The sequence below is a fragment of the Virgibacillus oceani genome, from assembly GCF_014638995.1.
In the GTDB taxonomy this organism is placed as follows: Bacteria; Bacillota; Bacilli; order Bacillales; family Amphibacillaceae; genus Virgibacillus_E; species Virgibacillus_E oceani.
In genome coordinates this window covers 63,567-80,736 of record NZ_BMFR01000005.1, presented here as the reverse complement: position 1 = coordinate 80,736, position 17,170 = coordinate 63,567, and the positions used below count along the sequence as shown (strand labels likewise).

The following is a 17,170-nucleotide window of genomic DNA, read 5'->3' as shown; positions in this document are numbered from 1 at the left end:
TGTATTAATATAAAGATAATGATGTTATCTCATACGTACAAGATAACCTTTTTCAAAGAAAGGCGGGATATAAATTATGTTGGAAGAGTTAAAACAAGCAGTCCTTGAGGCTAACCTGTCGTTACCTAAGCATAATCTAGTAACCTTTACTTGGGGAAATGTAAGCGGTGTCAACAGAGAAGATGAATTAATAGTTATTAAACCTAGTGGTGTCCCTTATAGCGAATTAAAAAGGGATGATATGGTAGTAGTCGACTATGACGGAAATAGTATTGAGGGCAATTTAAATCCTTCATCTGACACCCCTACACATATCGTCTTATACCGAAACTTCCCGGAAATCGGTGGGGTTGTTCATACACACGCCCCGTGGTCAACGAGTTGGGCACAGGCGGGGAAAGATATACCGGCATTAGGTACGACACACGCTGATTATTTTTATGGTACAGTCCCTTGTACTCGACCAATGAGCAGCAATGAAATTATGGGAAACTATGAGCTTGAAACTGGCAACGTAATTGTTGAGACATTCAACACGTTTGATCCACAAGAAATACCTGGCGTACTTGTACATAGTCATGCTCCTTTTACATGGGGGAAAGACCCCGGGGAAGCAGTTCATAACGCAGTTGTTTTAGAAGAGGTTGCGAAAATGGCATTACAGTCTTATCAGCTAAATCCAACTTTAACATCGATTAATCAGGCGATTTTAGATAAACATTACCTCAGAAAACATGGTGCTAAAGCATATTACGGCCAGAATAATGGAGGAAATGAATGATGAAGGAAAAATATACAATTGGTATAGATTATGGTACAGAATCAGGTCGTGCTGTTCTTGTGTCTCTTACTGATGGGGAAGAAATTGCTGATCATGTAACCCTATATCCGCATGGGGTTATCGATAATATACTACCTAATTCCTCAATTAAACTTGGTCATGAGTGGGCTTTGCAACACCCAGCAGACTATCTGGAAGTATTAAAGCAGTCAATTCCAGCTGTTTTGAAGGAGTCTGGGGTTGATCCTAAAGAAGTTATTGGACTAGGAATTGATTTTACAGCATGTACAATGCTTCCGCTAAATGAACAAGGCGATCCATTATGTTTTGATAATACATTACAGGATAATCCCCATAGCTGGGTTAAGTTATGGAAGCATCATGCGGCTCAGGACGAAGCTAATCGATTAAATGAAATTGCAGAGAAAAGAGGTGAAGATTTTTTGCCTCGTTATGGCGGGAAAATTTCGTCTGAATGGATGATCGCAAAAATTTGGCAAATTTTAAATGAGGAACCTGAAATTTATAATCAAACAGACCAGTTTGTTGAAGCAACTGATTGGGTTATCTCAGCAATTACGAATAACTTACAGCGAAATAGTTGTACGGCGGGATATAAGGCCATTTGGCACAAACAAGAGGGGTATCCAGATAAGGAATTTTTTAAAGCACTTGATCCTAGAATGGAAGACCTAATAGAAACGAAACTGCGTGGTGACGTCGTTCCATTGGGGACAAAAGCTGGAGAACTTACGAAAGAAATGGCGGAATTAACCGGATTGCTAGAAGGAACTGCAGTAGCCGTTGGAAATGTTGATGCACATGCAGCGGTTCCTGCAGTAGGGGTGGTTACCCCTGGAAAACTGGTTATGGCGATGGGGACTTCTATCTGCCACATGCTTTTAGGAACTGAGGAGAAACGGGTTGAGGGTATGTGTGGAGTGGTAGAGGATGGAATTATTCCCGGATATTTTGGATATGAAGCTGGCCAATCGGCTGTTGGAGATATTTTTGCATGGTATGTAAATCAAGTGGTACCAGCTTATGTACACGATGAAGCTAAAAAAGATGGTATTAATGTTCATCAATGGCTGGAGCGAGAAGCTTCAAAATATAGACCTGGTGAAACGGGAATATTGGCATTAGATTGGTGGAATGGGAATCGTTCTGTACTTGTTGATACAGAGTTAAGCGGTGTGTTAATTGGAGCAACATTACATACGAAACCAGAGGAAATTTATCGAGCATTACTTGAATCAACAGCATTTGGTACAAGAAAGATTGTTGATGCTTTTCATGAAAATGGTGTGCCAGTTGATGAGCTTTATGCTTGTGGTGGTCTCCCGCAAAAAAACAAGCTGTTAATGCAGATATATGCTGATGTGACCAATCGTACGATTAAAATTGCTGATTCAAAACAGACACCTGCTTTAGGGGCAGCAATGTTTGGTGCGGTGGCAGCGGGATCGGCAAATGGAGGATACGATACGATATTAGAAGCGGCAGAAAACATGGCACGAATTAAAGACGAAATCATAATACCAATTCCAGAGAATGTTGCTATATATGAAAAACTCTATCAGGAATATTCGAAGCTTCATGATTATTTTGGTCGTGGAGAAAACGATGTAATGAAGCGTTTGAAATCATTAAGATAATAAAAAAATATGGAGGATGACATCATGTTACCAAAAAATACGTATGAATTTTGGTTTGTTACAGGCAGTCAACATCTTTACGGGGATGAAGCATTATCTGAAGTAGAAAATCATTCAAAAGAAATTGTAGAGGGTTTAAATAAAGAAGGGAATCTTCCATACAAAATAGTTTTTAAATCTGTATTAACAACTTCAGAAGAAATTAGACGCACAAGTTTAAAGGCTAATTCAGATGAAAATTGTGCGGGATTAATTACATGGATGCATACATTTTCACCAGCAAAAATGTGGATTGCAGGGCTTACGAAACTTCAGAAACCTTTGTTACATTTACATACACAATATAACCGAGATATTCCGTGGGATAAGATTGATATGGACTTTATGAATTTAAATCAGTCAGCACACGGAGACCGGGAATACGGGTTTATTGGAACACGTTTAAATTTGGCGAGAAAAGTGGTTGTTGGGCACTGGCGGGACGTGAATGTTTCAAGCAAGATTAAGGATTGGATGAAAACAGCAGTTGGTTATTCAGAAGGTACTAATATTCGTGTTGCTCGATTTGGGGACAACATGCGAAATGTGGCGGTTACCGATGGGGACAAAGTAGAGGCTCAAATTAAATTTGGCTGGACTGTCGATTATTATGGTATTGGTGATTTAGTTGAACGAATGAAACAGGTTACTGATAGTCAAGTGGAAGAGCTGTTTAACGAATACCAGGAACTTTATGAAATTGACCCTGCTGGTAAAAATGATGGACCGTTCAAGGATGCTATTCTTGAACAAGCCAGAATCGAATTAGGATTAAAAGCATTTTTAGATGTGGGTAATTATACAGCTTTTACAACTAATTTCGAGGATTTACATGGAATGAAGCAGCTCCCTGGACTTGCTGCTCAACGATTGATGGCGCAAGGGTATGGATTTGCAGGTGAAGGGGACTGGCGCACGGCCGCACTTCTTAGATTGATGAAAGTTATTTCAAATAATGTTGGAACATCATTTATGGAAGATTATACGTATCACTTAGAACCGGGAAATGAAATGATCCTTGGGTCACATATGTTAGAAATTTGTCCAACTATTGCTGCCACAAAACCTAAGATTGTGGTAAGTCCACTATCCATGGGAGGAAAGGGGGATCCAGCGCGATTGGTGTTTGATGGGAAAGGCGGGGATGCAATTAATGTTTCCCTGATCGAATTAGGTGGCAGATTCCGATTTGTTATCAACGAAGTAAAAGCGAAGCAATCAACTGTCGAGACACCAAATCTGCCAGTTGCAAAAGTATTATGGAAGCCTGAACCTTCTCTAAGTGAAGCAACAGAATCATGGATCTATGCGGGTGGGGCACATCACACAGTATTTTCGTTTGCAGTTACCACTGATCAACTTTATGATTTCGCTGATATGGTTGGGGTTGAATGTATTGTCATTGACAAAGATACAAACCCACGTCAATTGCGGAATGAAATGAAGTATAGTGAAGGGTACTGGAGATAAATATTGTATGAATTTTGGCGAGGCTGGGACATAACTAAATTGTTTAACCCAAAGCCGAACATTTCACCATACTAGCGAAGGAAATACACGGAGACTCCTGCGGGATAAAAAGCCTAGGTGAGACTATGTAGAGCGATAGCTCGGAATAGGCTCAGCAGCGCCCGCGGAAAGCGTAGTGTATTTCCGTAGCGGTATGTATGCACCAACTATGTTCGGATTTTATTTTGGTTAAAACACTTTTGTCCCAGGCTCGTTACTTTATTCGATAAAATTGTATGGAGTATGATATGATTAACTTATACGAATGAGTTAATAATATCTTGTGCAAATACTTGCCGGTTGAGGTGTTTTAATGGAAACAAAATATAATATGGTTAAAAAAGCAATTAAATCTAAGATTATTGATGGTACATTTACTCCGCATCAGAAGATAAGTTCCGAAAGCGAGTTAATGAAGCAATTCGATGTTAGTCGTCACACAGTACGATTGGCCATTGGTGATTTAGTGACTACCGGATGGTTGTATCGTGAACAAGGATCAGGTACATTCTGCGCGGATAGAAGTGCATTGGATACGAAGCAGAATGTAAGTAATCAGAAAAACATTGCGATAATTACGACATATATTTCGGATTATATATTCCCCTCCATTATAAGGGGAGCTGAATCACGCCTTAGTGAAAATGGCTATCAGGTGAGTATATTCAGTACTAATAATGATCATGAAAATGAAAAACGGATTTTAGAGAAAATTCTAAGTCAACAATTTGATGGAATCATTATTGAACCAACAAAAAGTGCATACTCTAATCCTAATATAGGTTATTATTTAAATCTTGAGCGCCAGTCGATTCCTTATATTATGATTAACGCGTATTACGATGAGCTGGAGCCTATTAGTGTTGTAATGGATGAGGAAAAAGGCGGATTTATGCAAGCGGAGCATTTAATCAAGCTTGGCCACAAAGAAATAATTGGATGCTTTAAAACAGATGATATGCAAGGAACCAAGAGAATGAAGGGATTCTTGAAGGCTCATCGACATTATAAAATACCATTAAATCCAAAAAATATTATCACGTATAACACATTAGAAAAATGGTCTAAGCCTATCCAAGAGCTTGAGAAACTGCTTACTACTAATAACCCGGATAAGGCAACTGGATTGGTATGCTATAACGATGAGCTTGCTATTAAGCTACTTGATGTGTTGCGTTTAAATAATATTAGAGTTCCTGAAGACTTATCAATCATTGGGTATGATGATTCCACCTTATCAGAAGTCTCTGAAGTCAAGTTAACTTCTATTATTCATCCGAAAAGTCAAATGGGGAGAGATGCAGCAAACACTATTATTGATTTAATCAGTGCAAAAATCAGTACAAAAAATAAGGATAGCTCACAAGTTCAATCCATTGTATATTCGCCGGACATAGTAATTAGAAGCTCTACAAAAGACTTAAATCCAGAGACAATTACTTCCTAGTACCAATAAGCTATTTCATTTAAGATGAGGTAGCTTTATTTTTTTGCTTAGAAAACTATAAAATTTGAATGCTGTGAATAACTGAACCACCGCAACGGCCACGTCCAGCTCCAGCGCTCTCCGACTGATGGACTTCCCTCATCTCCGTACGATAAGATCAACATCTACACATTAGCTCACCCGAGTTTCCTTTATCTCCTGCAAAGGAATGTTCGACTAAAACCGCCGCTTTGCACGGCAACGTCAAACACCCTGCATGGCAAATCTTTTCTGTGGGACGAGGAAGCGCAGTCCACACGTCGCTAAACGGGCACCTCTGCTTTTGTTCTTTGAATAAAAATTCTTAAAATTCGTATTGCAAAATAGATTTTAATAATTTATAATAAATGTACGTACAAGATGAACTGCATTTGGATTGGTGATGTACGAACGATTTATCTCATGTGTTGGAGGTGGCGGATTTTATACAGGGTCGCTTATTGTTGTTTAAATTCAATGTAAGCGCTATCTAATTAAATCTTGCTAAATCTAACCAAATGAACTTACCTATTTAAAATATTATTAAATAGGAAGAAAAAATAGGGGGAAAATTACATGAAGAAATTAAGTATGCTTTTTTCACTAGTGTTACTTGTTTTTGCTTTGGCTGCATGTAGTGATAAGGCAAGTGGCGGCGGGGAAGATGAGAAGTTTGTCGGAATAGCTATGCCAACCAAATCATCAGAACGCTGGGTTAAAGATGGAGAAAATATGGCAGAGGAATTTGAAAAGTTAGGCTATAAAACAGATTTACAATACGCACAGGATGTTGTTGAAAACCAAATATCACAGATTGAGAACATGATTACAAAAGGTGTGGACTTACTTGTAATCGCTTCAATTGATGGTGAAGCATTATCTGATGTATTGCAACAAGCGAAAAGTCAGGAAATTCCAGTAATTGCTTATGACCGTTTAATTATGAATAGTGACCATGTAAGTTACTATGCAACATTTGATAATTTCCAAGTTGGAGTGCAACAAGGTAAATACATAGAAGAGAGCCTTGGATTAGCTGAAGGAAAGGGTCCATTCAATATTGAGCTGTTTGCAGGTTCACCTGATGATAACAATGCCTACTTCTTCTGGGACGGAGCAATGTCAATATTACAGCCATACATTGATGAAGGTAAGCTAGTAGTTAAAAGTGGACAGACAACTTTTGAACAGGGTGCAACGTTAAGATGGAGCGGTGCTGAGGCGCAGAAGCGTATGGATAATCTCTTAAGTGCTCATTACACTAATGAAAAAGTGGATGTTGTATATTCACCATTCGATGGCATTAGCCGAGGTGTTATTTCCTCATTGAAAGCTGTAGGCTATGGAAATGATGGTAATCCAATGCCGATCATTACTGGTCAGGATGCAGAATTAGCGTCTATAAAATCAATTATAGCTGGCGAACAAACACAAACTGTCTTTAAGGATACAAGGGAATTAGCTAAAAAAGCTGTGGAAATGGGTGACGCGGTTGTTAATGATAAGGAACCTGAGGTTAATGATACAGAAACATATGATAATGGTGTAAAAGTTGTTCCATCCTACTTATTGGAACCAGTATCCGTTGATATCGATAATTATAAAGAAGCTTTAATAGATACAGGGTACTATTCGGAAGATGACTTAAAGTAAAAAACTCACAATAAAAATAGATGGTTTAGCGAATTTGCTTTTCGCTAAATCATCTTACTTATTTTCATCTCAGGGGGTGTGATAATCGTGTCTCAAACTATATTGGAAATGAATAATATTACAAAGACATTTCCTGGTGTAAAAGCTTTAGATGATGTTAACCTGCATGTGCAGAATGGAGAGATTCACGCTTTAATAGGTGAAAACGGCGCTGGAAAGTCAACATTAATGAAAGTATTAAGTGGTGTACATCCGTTCGGAAGCTATTCCGGGGATATTGTTTTGAACGGGGAAATTTGCAAATTTAAAACTATTAATCAAAGTGAAGCATTAGGAATCGTTATTATTCACCAAGAACTCGCGCTGATCCCTGAACTATCGATAGCGGAAAATATCTTTCTGGGTAATGAGAGGGCTAAAAGAGGAATAGTAAATTGGAATGAAACGATTACGAAAACGGAAGAACTTCTAAAAAAAGTCGGATTGAATGTATCACCACAAGAAAAAATTAAAGATATTGGCGTAGGTCAACAACAGCTGGTGGAAATTGCAAAGGCCTTATCAAAGAATGTTAAACTTCTTATTTTAGATGAACCCACTTCAGCTCTTAACGAAGAAGATAGTGATAATCTACTAAATTTATTACTTGATCTTAAAGAGCAGGGAATTACTTCTATATTAATTTCTCACAAGTTAAAGGAATTAATAAAGGTATCGGATAGTATTACGATTTTACGTGATGGTCAGACAATTGAAACGTTACCTAACACGAATAAGGATATTAGTGAAGATCGCATTATTAAGGGAATGGTTGGAAGGGACTTAACTAATCTGTTTCCTGAAAGAGAGCATAACATAGGAGAAGTTGTTTTTGAGGTGAAAGATTGGTCTGCATATCACCCTGTAACAGTAGAAAGACAAATATTGAATAATGTAAGCATTAATGCAAGAAAGGGTGAAATAGTAGGGATTGCTGGGTTAATGGGTGCGGGCAGAACAGAACTTGCAATGAGTATATTCGGTAAATCTTATGGTAAAAAAATCACAGGAAAAGTATTTAAAGATGGAAAAGAAATAGATGTCAGAAATGTAAATAAAGCTATCGAGAGTGGGATTGCGTATTTATCCGAAAATCGTAAAGAATACGGATTGATTTTAATAGATAGTGTTAAAAACAATATTACTCTAGCAGACTTAAATAGGGTATCAAAAAACAATGTTATTAATCCATACGAAGAAATTAAAGCCGCAGAGTCATTAAAATCTCGAATAAATATTAAGACTCCCAGTATTAATCAGGAAACAGTTAATCTTAGTGGTGGAAACCAGCAAAAAGTTGTTTTAGGAAAATGGATTTATACAGATCCTGAGATTCTAATATTAGATGAACCTACTCGTGGTATTGATGTGGGAGCTAAATTTGAGATTTACAAAATTATTAATGAGTTAGTAGAAAATGGAAAATCTATCATAATGATTTCTTCTGAACTACCAGAGCTCTTAGGAATGTGTGATCGAATTTATACATTATCAGAAGGTAAAATTACTGGAGAAATTAATAGAGAAAATGCAAATCAGGAAATTCTGATGAAATATATGACAGAAGGTTGGGGGTCCTAACAAATGGATGCAATTAAACATCTACTAAGTGAAAATATCAGAAGGTTTGGTATGATCATTGCTTTAGTAGGGATTGTGATTTTATTCCAAATATTGACTGGGGGAATTTTATTACAGCCTTTAAACGTTACAAACATTATTATGCAAAATAGTTACATAATCGTCCTGGCGATTGGGATGATGTTAATCATCATAACAGGGGAAATTGATTTGTCAGTTGGCTCCGTGGCAGCGTTTGTTGGAGCAATTGCTGGAGTACTGATGGTACAATCCGAATTGTCAGTATTTGCGAGTATCCTTATATGTTTATTGATTGGTGCTGTAATTGGGGCATGGCAGGGATTCTGGGTTGCCTATGTTAATATACCATCATTCATTGTTACCCTCGCTGGAATGTTATTATTCAGGGGACTAACATTGGTTGTATTAGACGGTCAAACTATTGCACCGTTTCCTGATGGATTCCGTAAAATGAGTTCTGATTTCTTGCCGGATATACTAGGGGGCGGGCAGTTTCAACTATTTACATTATTAGTAGGTGTAATAGTATCAGTTTTATACATCATTCATGAAATAAGATACCGCAGAAATGAACTAAAGTATAATTTGAAAGTAGCAAACACGCCGCTATTTATAACTAAACTAATCGTATTAGTAGCTGTAATAAATATTTTTACATATGTATTAGCTCTTTACGAAGGAATTCCATATGTGTTAATTATTTTAGCACTTTTAATTATTGGTTATACGTATGTAATGAATAACACAGTGCAAGGCAGACACATTTATGCCGTTGGTGGAAATGTAAATGCAGCACAGTTATCAGGTATTAAAACAAAAAAAGTTAAGTTTTTAGTTTTTATCAATATGGGTGTTTTGTCAGCTTTGTGTGGCCTTATCTTTGCTGGACGGCTTAATGCGGCTACACCTCAGGCAGGTAATTTATTTGAATTAGATGCAATTGCAGCAGCAGTTATTGGTGGGGCTTCCTTTACCGGGGGAGTTGGAACAGTATTTGGAGCCGTAATTGGTGCGTTAGTAATGGGTGTTCTTAACAATGGTATGTCCTTAATGGGTATTGGTATTGATTGGCAGCAAGCAATTAAAGGTCTAGTCTTATTAGGCGCTGTTGCGTTTGATGTGTTGAATAAAAATAAATAAGTAAAAGTGAGTATAAGGGGAGGCTAAATCACATGTTGATTAGCTTTCTTTTTTATGTATTCGTATTTACACAATGCAGTTGTTTCCCTGCATTGCATTACCTAAATTATAGCAATACGATCCAATTATGAAAGAATACGATCCGATTTTTAAAAATACGATCCAAATTGGGGGAAATACGAGCGGAAACCCTCCGAATACGATCCAAAAATCAAAAATACGATCCGACCGCTGCGCCGCATGCGGTCTAACTCCCATTTTGATTACCCCTCCAGTTATGAACAAGTCAATAAAGTAATTTTCTCAGTCAATGTTCTCCTAAATTATGGCAATACGATCCAATTACGAAAGAATACGATCCGATGTTTAAAAATACGATCCAAATTAGGGAAAATACGAGCGGAAACCATTCAAATACAATCCAAAAATCAAAAATACGATCCGACCGCCGCGCCGCATGCGGTCTAACTCCCATTTTGATTACCCCTCCAGTTATGAACAAGTCAATAAAGTAATTTTCTCAGTCAAAGTTCTCCTGAATAATGGAAATATGATCCAATTACAAGAGAATACGATCCGGCCGCCGTGCCGCATGCGATTAACACTCTCATTTTGATTACCCCTCCATTTATGATCAAGTCAATAAAGTAATTTTCTCAGTCAAAGTTCTCCTAAATAATGGAAATATGATCCAATTACAAGAGAATACGATCCGTTTTTTTAAAATACGATCCAAATTAGGGAAAATACGAGCGGAAATCATCCAAATACGATCCAAAAATCAAAAATACGATCCAACCGCTGCGCCGCATGCGGTCTAACTCCCATTTTGATTACCCCTCCAGTTATGAACAAGTCAATAAAGTAATTTTCTCAGTCAATGTTCTCCTGAATTATGGCAATACGATCCAATTACGAAAGAATACGATCCGATTTTTAAAAATACGATCCAAATTAGGGAAAATACGAGCGGAAACCCTCCGAATACGATCCAAAAATCAAAAATACGATCCAACCGCCGTGCCGCATGCGGTCTAACTCCCATTTTGGTCTGGTTCGCTTTTTATGAACAAGTCATAACGTATATCGGGCGAATTTCTCCTAAATAATGGCAATACGATCCAATTACATAGGAATACGATCCGATTTTTAAAAATACGATCCAAATTAGGCAAAATACGAGCGGAAACCCTCCGAATACGATCCAAAAATCAAAAATACGATCCGACCGCCGCGCTGCATGCGGTCTAACTCCCATTTTGATTACCCCTCCATTTATGAACAAGTCAATAAAGTAATTTTCTCAGTCAATGTTCTCCTAAATTATGACAATACGATCCAATTACGAAAGAATACGATCCGATTTTTAAAAATACGATCCAAAAATCAAAAATACGATCCAACCGCCGTGCCACATGCGATTAACACTCTCATTTTGATTACCTCCATTTATGAACAAGTCAATAAAGTAATTTTCTCAGTCAATGTTCTCCTAAATTATGGCAATACGGTCCAATTACGAAAGAATACGATCCGATTTTTAAAAATACGATCCAAATTAGGGAAAATACGAGCGGAAACCATCCAAATACGATCCAAAAATCAAAAATACGATCCAACCGCCGCAACCCGTTAACAAAAATATTAAAAAAAAGTATTGAAATTTTTCACAAATTTTAATACTATAGATATGTAAACGATTACAGATATTTTCTATCTAAATGTGTAAACGATTACAGGTGTGTAGCGGAGATAAAGACTTGCGCTTGTATTCAACATGCTTGGCAGAAAACCATAATTCAGGATTTTAGGTTTGGTACGGATCTTAAATCTGTTCTGGCGAGTAAATTACAGCAAAGGGTGTAGATGAAGTGGGAATATTAGTTATTGGAAGTTTTATGATGGATTTAGTTGTTCAGACTCCACGTGCTCCCGAAAATGGTGAAACAATTATTGGGACACACTTTTCAAGGTTCCCAGGTGGGAAGGGGGCCAATCAGGCGGTATCTGCTTCCAGGCTTGGCGGGGATGTGATTATGGCTGGGAAAGTGGGAAGTGATGAATTTGGTGAAGAAATGATTGCTGCTCTAAATAAAGAACAAATTGATACACGTTCCATTTTAAAGGATGAAACTAGCCCAACCGGTATTGGCATGGTAACCGTTGAGGCTGATGGCAACAACCGTATTATCGTCGTTCCGGGAGCAAATATGGCTTATGGAATGGATGATTTGCGGACAATCGAATCACAGATTAAAGCTGCAGATATTGTGGTCGTTCAATTGGAAATGGATGTACATATGATTGAACGGGCAGTCACAATTGCGGCTGATCATCACGTTCCGGTCATTTTGAATCCAGCCCCGGCACAGGAATTGAACGATAATTTGCTAAGTAAGGTTACCTACCTTACACCAAATTCAACAGAGGCTGAAATACTAACTGGCATAAAAATCAATTCAACAGAAGATGCTGAGCGTGCTGCTAATGCCCTTTTAAACAAAGGAATTGAAAACGTTGTCCTGACACTTGCAGAAGAGGGAGCATTAATCGTTAATGGCACAGGAGCACATCCTATTCCAGGTTTCCAGGTAGAAGCGGTTGATTCAGTAGCTGCGGGCGATGCCTTTAATGGCGCATTGGCGGTTGGAATTACCCAAGGGAAACCATTAACAGAAGTTGTTCGATTTGCCAATGCAGTAGGTGCGTTAACCGTGACAAAAGAGGGAGCTATTCCATCACTTCCTAATTTAGGGGAAGTAAATAATTTTCTAAATCAGAAACTAGAAGCTTAAACAGATTTTGAGAGGGGTGAATATACGTTATACCTTTTAAATGATGATAACGCTTTCCAATAAAATTTTTTATTAAAACAGGGGGTAATGAAGATGAAATTATGGAAGAAATTAATGACGATTGGCTTTGTATTAACACTGATTGTTATGGCTGGATGTTCCTCAGATTCTGATGGTGAATCCGGTGATACGGTAACACTTACTTTTTCTGATTTCCATTCGGAGGCAGACCAGGAGTTTTTCGAAGGGTTAGTTGATGAGTATAACAAAGTGCAGGATGAAGTGAAAATTGAATATACAACAACAGGTAACTTAACAGATTACTCGAATACGAAGCTGCCTGTTGCCTTTGCAAATAATGAAGGCCCGGATATTTTTATGACGAGCCCTGGAGACTTTCAAAAGTATGCAGATGCTGGGGTGTTGGCTGATCTTTCACCATACTTCAAAGATGGTGTAAAAGAGGATTTTCTGCCTTCAGCATTAGAAGCAGTAACGGTTGATGATAAGATTCTTGCACTTCCATTTGAATTGGAGCTGCTTGGTTTGTATTACAACAAAACAATGTTTGAGGAAGCTAATTTGGAAGTTCCAAAAACATGGGATGAATTATTAGCAGCAGCAAAAGAACTTACGACGGATGAGGTTGCTGGTATTGCACTTCCGACAGATAAAGGAGCTTATCTTAATTTCATTTGGTATCCTTTCCTATGGCAAAATGGGGGAAGTGTTTTAAACGAGGATGGTACAAAGTCTACATTTAATACACCGGAAGTAGCAGAAGCGTTGGATATTTGGGGTTCATTCTTCCAAGAGGGAGCAGCTCCATCGAAATTGCAAATAGACCCAACAGATATTGGAAATTTAGGTGGCGGAACAGCTGCGATGCAAATTGTCGGCACGTGGGCAATTCCTATGCTTGAAAATGAATATGCAGATGGTGACTTTGGCCTGGCACCAATTCCAATTCCTGAAGGCGGAAAACCTGCTACAGCTGCTGGAGGCTGGAAATTTGCTGTAAATGCTAATAGTGAGCATGTTAAGGAAGCTGCTGAATTCGTTATGTGGGCAGTTGGTGACGATAAGGAACGACCATTAAAATATGTAACGGAAACGAAATTTGCCTATGCACCTCGCCAATCTGTCGTTGAGGAGGGCGAAGAATTTTATGATAAAGGACTTCGCAAAGTTTTCACAGAGGAAATCTATGATTCTGCTATTCCAGAGCCTAAATTTGGTGCAGAAGTAGTAGATGCAGTTGGGGAAGCACTGCAAAATGTAATGTTTGGCGGCATGAGCGGTAAAGAAGCAGCGAAAATAGCAGATGAAAAGATTCAATCCATACTTGATAGCAAGAAATAAAAAGGTAAAGCTTAGAGGATGTCCCGGAATAGGGGACATCCTTCCTAAACTATGAAATACCTCGAAATTGACGAGGAGGAATGGTTCATGAAACGCATGAAAAAAAATAGAAGAAAAAGGAACGAGGTAGTAACTGCGTACGCATTTTTACTTCCCAACCTGGTAGGGTTAACAGTATTTGTGTTTTTTCCAATGATATATGCATTTTATGTTAGTCTGCATGATTGGAACGCGCTAAGCCCTAAGGTGTTCATTGGTTTTGACAATTATATAGAGATGGCTTCTGATAAGAGATGGTGGGCATCTGTAGGAAGAACGTTTCTGTTTACATTGATTTACGTACCTGCACTATATTGCTTGTCCTTATTTTTTGCAGTTATTTTAAACAATTTAAAACAAAAGTATCAAAGCATCGCACGGACAATGTTTTTGCTTCCTTTTGCGATAACATCAGTCATTTCGGCTGTTATCTGGATGTTTTTGTATGATCCAAGAAACGGTGTGCTTAATCAATTTCTAAGCTCATTGGGATTTGATAAATTGGAATTTCTAGGCTCTACGAATCAGGCATTGGTATCGATTGTCGCAGTAATTCTTTGGATCAATATTGGATACAACATGATTATTTTTATGGCTTCTATCAAGGAAATTCCAAAAGACTATTACGAAGCAGCAAAGATTGATGGTGCGTCAGCATGGAGGGCATTTAGGTCGATCACTTTCCCTTTGCTGAGAGGAACGAGCACATTTATTTTAATTGTAACCATGATCGCTTCCTTTACGGTATTTGACCAGATCATGGTCATGACGAGCGGCGGTCCGGCAAGCTCGACCGAAGTAAGTGTACTTTATATTTACAAACAAGCATTTGAATTTTTGAATATGGGATATGCATCTGCATTGGCAGTTATATTATTCCTTATCATTTTTATACTATCTCTTGCCCAGTTGAGATTGTATACCAAAAAGGGATAGGAGGTCTCGGGGGACAATGAAATTAAAGAAAAGTACCTTGACTATTTTTGCGATTGTTTGCGGACTTCTTATGATCGCACCAATTTACTTTTTAGTTGTAGGTGCATTCAAAACACCTGATACTGTTTTTGACCTGAGTTTACATTTAAGTAATTTTACCTTTGACAATATAAAACAAGTCTTTTCAGAAACGAATATCGTACGGGCAATTGTGAACTCGTTAATTGTTTCCGTTACGGTAACCGTTGTTGCAATGCTTATTCATGCTATGGCTGGGTATGCATTGGCACGGCTTAATTTCCCGGGTAAAACTTTTACATTTGGCTGGATTATCAGTACGTTAATGGTGCCATTTTCGGTTATCATGATTCCGCTGTATATGGTTGTGCAAAATCTGGGGATGGCGAATTCCTATCTAGGGCTAATTGTTCCGATGATATTTAACGCTTACGGGATATTTTTATTTCGCCAATTTTATCTTGAATTTCCCAAGGAGCTGGAGGAGGCTGCCTATGTAGAGGGATTATCCATTGCCGGTACATTTTTCAGACTGGTCCTCCCGCTGTCAAAGCCGATAATTGTTCCGCTGACGATTGGTTTCTTTACCGCCAATTGGAACAATTACTTATGGCCGATGATCATTAACCAAAAGGAAGAATTAAATGTCGTTCAGGTAGCATTGGCTAATATTGTTGGCGGAGGATATGAGACAGAATGGAGTGTCATGCTGGCTGCGGCATTAATATCTGCAATTCCAACATTTATACTCTTTTTCATCGTACAGAGACATTTGGTTGAAGGTGTTAAAACTACAGGGATTAAATAAATTACGAGCATCGTGTAAAACGCCATGATTTTGTATCATGGCGTTATTTTGTTAAGATAGAAGTGGTGAAGAATCTGCTAAAACAGTGGGTGAGAAGATTCAATCTGTGCTGGATAGCAAGTAATTTTTGGTAAAAGTCCAGGCTGTCCTGATAGGCAGCCTTGCATAATTAATATTTGCAAAATTGCGTTTAATTAAGATGATGCTAGACGTATATAATTGTTTGATTAAGGTTGAAAATTTTTTAAAAAAAGGGGGAAAATGAATTGAAAATGTCGAAACCATTACCAAGACAATGCCGGAAGAAGCAAATCTTGAAGTCCATTAGACATGGGATGAATTCTTATTCCATTTTTATCAGGGGGAGCATATGAAGCATATTAAGGAAACGATAAAACAACTCGAATCTTATATACCCGAGTCAACAAAAAGGCCTGATCATCATTCTTTCTGGAAGCGCACACTTCAAGAAGCTAGGAAAAATTCATTAGATGAAAAACTAGTGGAGATCGATTATCCGATTAAACAGGTGCGAGTATACGATCTAAGTTATAACGGTTTTGACGATACGCCGATTAAGGGATTTTACATGTTACCCAGGGAGCATCAGCAAAAGCTGCCATGTCTGATTATTTTCCATGGCTATATGGGAAATAAGGGCTCTGTTTCACAGTACATGAAATGGCTCATCCAAGGGTATGCGGTTATTGCTGTGGATGTCAGGGGCCAGGGCCGAAGCGGGGATTACTCCAGCTATGCATCAGATGGAATGGGATCATGGGTTGTGAAAGGAATTCTGGATAAAGAAGATTATTATTACCGGAAAGTTTATACGGATGGTGTTCGTGCGGTAGATTTCGCCTGCTCCCGTCCAGAAATAGATGCTGAACGTATCGGTATCATGGGTGCGAGTATGGGAGGCGGCATCACATTGGCGGCTGCAGCCTTGGATGATCGTCCGAAGCTTGCAATTGCAGATATGCCGAATATGTGTGACATTCCTTTAATGATGGAGCAGAAATTGGAAGGGTCGTTGACGATTGTGGAAAATTTACTGCACCGATATCCAGAACAAATAGAACTGGTTTATGATAACCTTACATACTTTGACAATTTGAATCTATCAGCCAGTATTACTTGTAAAACACGTTTTTCAGTTGGTTTAAAGGATCTAATCTGTCCGCCTCAACCGATATTTGGTGTATATAATCAGCTGCAAGCGCCTAAATCAATGGAAATCTATCCATTTGCCGGACATGATATGAATATTATCGAACACATAGATAAGACGATTGCATTTATTAATGAGAACCTATAGTCTGAAAG

At 38.3% G+C, this 17,170-nt stretch carries 15 protein-coding genes; 12 read left to right on the top strand and 3 right to left on the bottom strand.

Translation table 11 applies throughout. The annotated features are described in order from the left end of the window. Window positions 1-76 precede the first annotated feature (76 nt). From araD to mmsB, 7 genes are all read left to right on the top strand, one after another. Entirely contained in the window at window positions 77-781 is a 705-nt protein-coding gene (gene araD, locus IEV74_RS08405) for an L-ribulose-5-phosphate 4-epimerase (protein ID WP_188454934.1), read from the top strand. Beyond that, window positions 781-2,439, top strand: a complete 1,659-nt coding sequence (locus IEV74_RS08400) for a ribulokinase (RefSeq protein ID WP_188455032.1) — start codon at window positions 781-783, stop codon at window positions 2,437-2,439. Before araD ends, IEV74_RS08400 begins: the two co-directional genes overlap by 1 nt. Window positions 2,440-2,463: 24 nt before the next feature. Next, window positions 2,464-3,948, top strand: coding sequence for an L-arabinose isomerase (araA, locus tag IEV74_RS08395; protein ID WP_188454933.1), 1,485 nt, complete (start codon window positions 2,464-2,466; stop codon window positions 3,946-3,948). Between the two features lie 352 nt (window positions 3,949-4,300). Continuing rightward, entirely contained in the window at window positions 4,301-5,434 is a 1,134-nt protein-coding gene (locus tag IEV74_RS08390; RefSeq protein WP_188454932.1) for a GntR family transcriptional regulator, read from the top strand. Window positions 5,435-6,028: 594 nt separating this feature from the next. Next, a complete protein-coding gene (chvE, locus tag IEV74_RS08385) occupies window positions 6,029-7,105 on the top strand; it encodes a multiple monosaccharide ABC transporter substrate-binding protein (RefSeq protein WP_188454931.1) in 1,077 nt (358 codons plus the stop codon). A gap of 87 nt (window positions 7,106-7,192) precedes the next feature. Then, window positions 7,193-8,725 (top strand): multiple monosaccharide ABC transporter ATP-binding protein, encoded by a 1,533-nt coding sequence (mmsA, locus tag IEV74_RS08380; RefSeq protein ID WP_188454930.1) that lies wholly within the window; start codon window positions 7,193-7,195, stop codon window positions 8,723-8,725. Between the two features lie 3 nt (window positions 8,726-8,728). Further along, entirely contained in the window at window positions 8,729-9,886 is a 1,158-nt protein-coding gene (gene mmsB / locus IEV74_RS08375) for a multiple monosaccharide ABC transporter permease (protein ID WP_188454929.1), read from the top strand. Window positions 9,887-9,952: 66 nt separating this feature from the next. On the opposite strand, the gene IEV74_RS08370 is transcribed toward mmsB, so the two are convergent. From IEV74_RS08370 to IEV74_RS08360, 3 genes are all read right to left on the bottom strand, one after another. After that, window positions 9,953-10,144 carry a hypothetical protein gene (locus IEV74_RS08370; protein ID WP_188454928.1) on the bottom strand — a complete coding sequence of 64 codons (192 nt, stop codon included), beginning with the start codon at window positions 10,142-10,144 and terminating at the stop codon, window positions 9,953-9,955. 49 nt (window positions 10,145-10,193) lie between these two features. Beyond that, window positions 10,194-10,361 carry a hypothetical protein gene (locus tag IEV74_RS08365; RefSeq protein ID WP_188454927.1) on the bottom strand — a complete coding sequence of 56 codons (168 nt, stop codon included), beginning with the start codon at window positions 10,359-10,361 and terminating at the stop codon, window positions 10,194-10,196. A 588-nt stretch (window positions 10,362-10,949) separates the two neighbouring features. Continuing rightward, entirely contained in the window at window positions 10,950-11,144 is a 195-nt protein-coding gene (locus IEV74_RS08360) for a hypothetical protein (RefSeq protein WP_188454926.1), read from the bottom strand. 613 nt (window positions 11,145-11,757) lie between these two features. Here IEV74_RS08360 and rbsK point away from each other — a divergent pair. The 5 genes from rbsK to IEV74_RS08335 all read left to right on the top strand — a co-directional run bounded on the left by rbsK (window position 11,758) and on the right by IEV74_RS08335 (window position 17,162). Continuing rightward, window positions 11,758-12,681, top strand: coding sequence for a ribokinase (gene rbsK, locus IEV74_RS08355; protein ID WP_188454925.1), 924 nt, complete (start codon window positions 11,758-11,760; stop codon window positions 12,679-12,681). A gap of 93 nt (window positions 12,682-12,774) precedes the next feature. After that, window positions 12,775-14,043: an ABC transporter substrate-binding protein gene (locus tag IEV74_RS08350; RefSeq protein WP_188454924.1), complete on the top strand. Its 1,269-nt coding sequence runs from the start codon at window positions 12,775-12,777 to the stop codon at window positions 14,041-14,043. An 87-nt stretch (window positions 14,044-14,130) separates the two neighbouring features. Further along, window positions 14,131-15,018 (top strand): carbohydrate ABC transporter permease, encoded by an 888-nt coding sequence (locus IEV74_RS08345; protein WP_229683101.1) that lies wholly within the window; start codon window positions 14,131-14,133, stop codon window positions 15,016-15,018. A gap of 16 nt (window positions 15,019-15,034) precedes the next feature. Further along, a complete protein-coding gene (locus IEV74_RS08340; RefSeq protein ID WP_188454923.1) occupies window positions 15,035-15,844 on the top strand; it encodes a carbohydrate ABC transporter permease in 810 nt (269 codons plus the stop codon). 370 nt (window positions 15,845-16,214) lie between these two features. Next, on the top strand, window positions 16,215-17,162 hold the full coding sequence (locus IEV74_RS08335; protein WP_188454922.1) for an acetylxylan esterase: 948 nt from the start codon (window positions 16,215-16,217) through the stop codon (window positions 17,160-17,162). The last annotated feature ends 8 nt before the right edge of the window (window positions 17,163-17,170 follow it).

Bases quoted from the DNA above. Each gene is read 5' to 3' on its own strand.
- IEV74_RS08360 (WP_188454926.1), bottom strand. From the start codon at position 11,144: ATGGGAGTTAGACCGCATGCAGCGCGGCGGTCGGATCGTATTTTTGAT.
- IEV74_RS08370 (WP_188454928.1), bottom strand. From the start codon at position 10,144: ATGGGAGTTAGACCGCATGCGGCGCAGCGGTCGGATCGTATTTTTGAT.
- IEV74_RS08390 (WP_188454932.1), top strand. From the start codon at position 4,301: ATGGAAACAAAATATAATATGGTTAAAAAAGCAATTAAATCTAAGATT.
- IEV74_RS08340 (WP_188454923.1), top strand. From the start codon at position 15,035: ATGAAATTAAAGAAAAGTACCTTGACTATTTTTGCGATTGTTTGCGGA.
- araD (WP_188454934.1), top strand. From the start codon at position 77: ATGTTGGAAGAGTTAAAACAAGCAGTCCTTGAGGCTAACCTGTCGTTA.
- IEV74_RS08400 (WP_188455032.1), top strand. From the start codon at position 781: ATGAAGGAAAAATATACAATTGGTATAGATTATGGTACAGAATCAGGT.
- IEV74_RS08350 (WP_188454924.1), top strand. From the start codon at position 12,775: ATGAAATTATGGAAGAAATTAATGACGATTGGCTTTGTATTAACACTG.
- IEV74_RS08345 (WP_229683101.1), top strand. From the start codon at position 14,131: ATGAAACGCATGAAAAAAAATAGAAGAAAAAGGAACGAGGTAGTAACT.
- IEV74_RS08335 (WP_188454922.1), top strand. From the start codon at position 16,215: ATGAAGCATATTAAGGAAACGATAAAACAACTCGAATCTTATATACCC.
- IEV74_RS08365 (WP_188454927.1), bottom strand. From the start codon at position 10,361: ATGGGAGTTAGACCGCATGCGGCGCGGCGGTCGGATCGTATTTTTGAT.
- chvE (WP_188454931.1), top strand. From the start codon at position 6,029: ATGAAGAAATTAAGTATGCTTTTTTCACTAGTGTTACTTGTTTTTGCT.
- mmsB (WP_188454929.1), top strand. From the start codon at position 8,729: ATGGATGCAATTAAACATCTACTAAGTGAAAATATCAGAAGGTTTGGT.
- araA (WP_188454933.1), top strand. From the start codon at position 2,464: ATGTTACCAAAAAATACGTATGAATTTTGGTTTGTTACAGGCAGTCAA.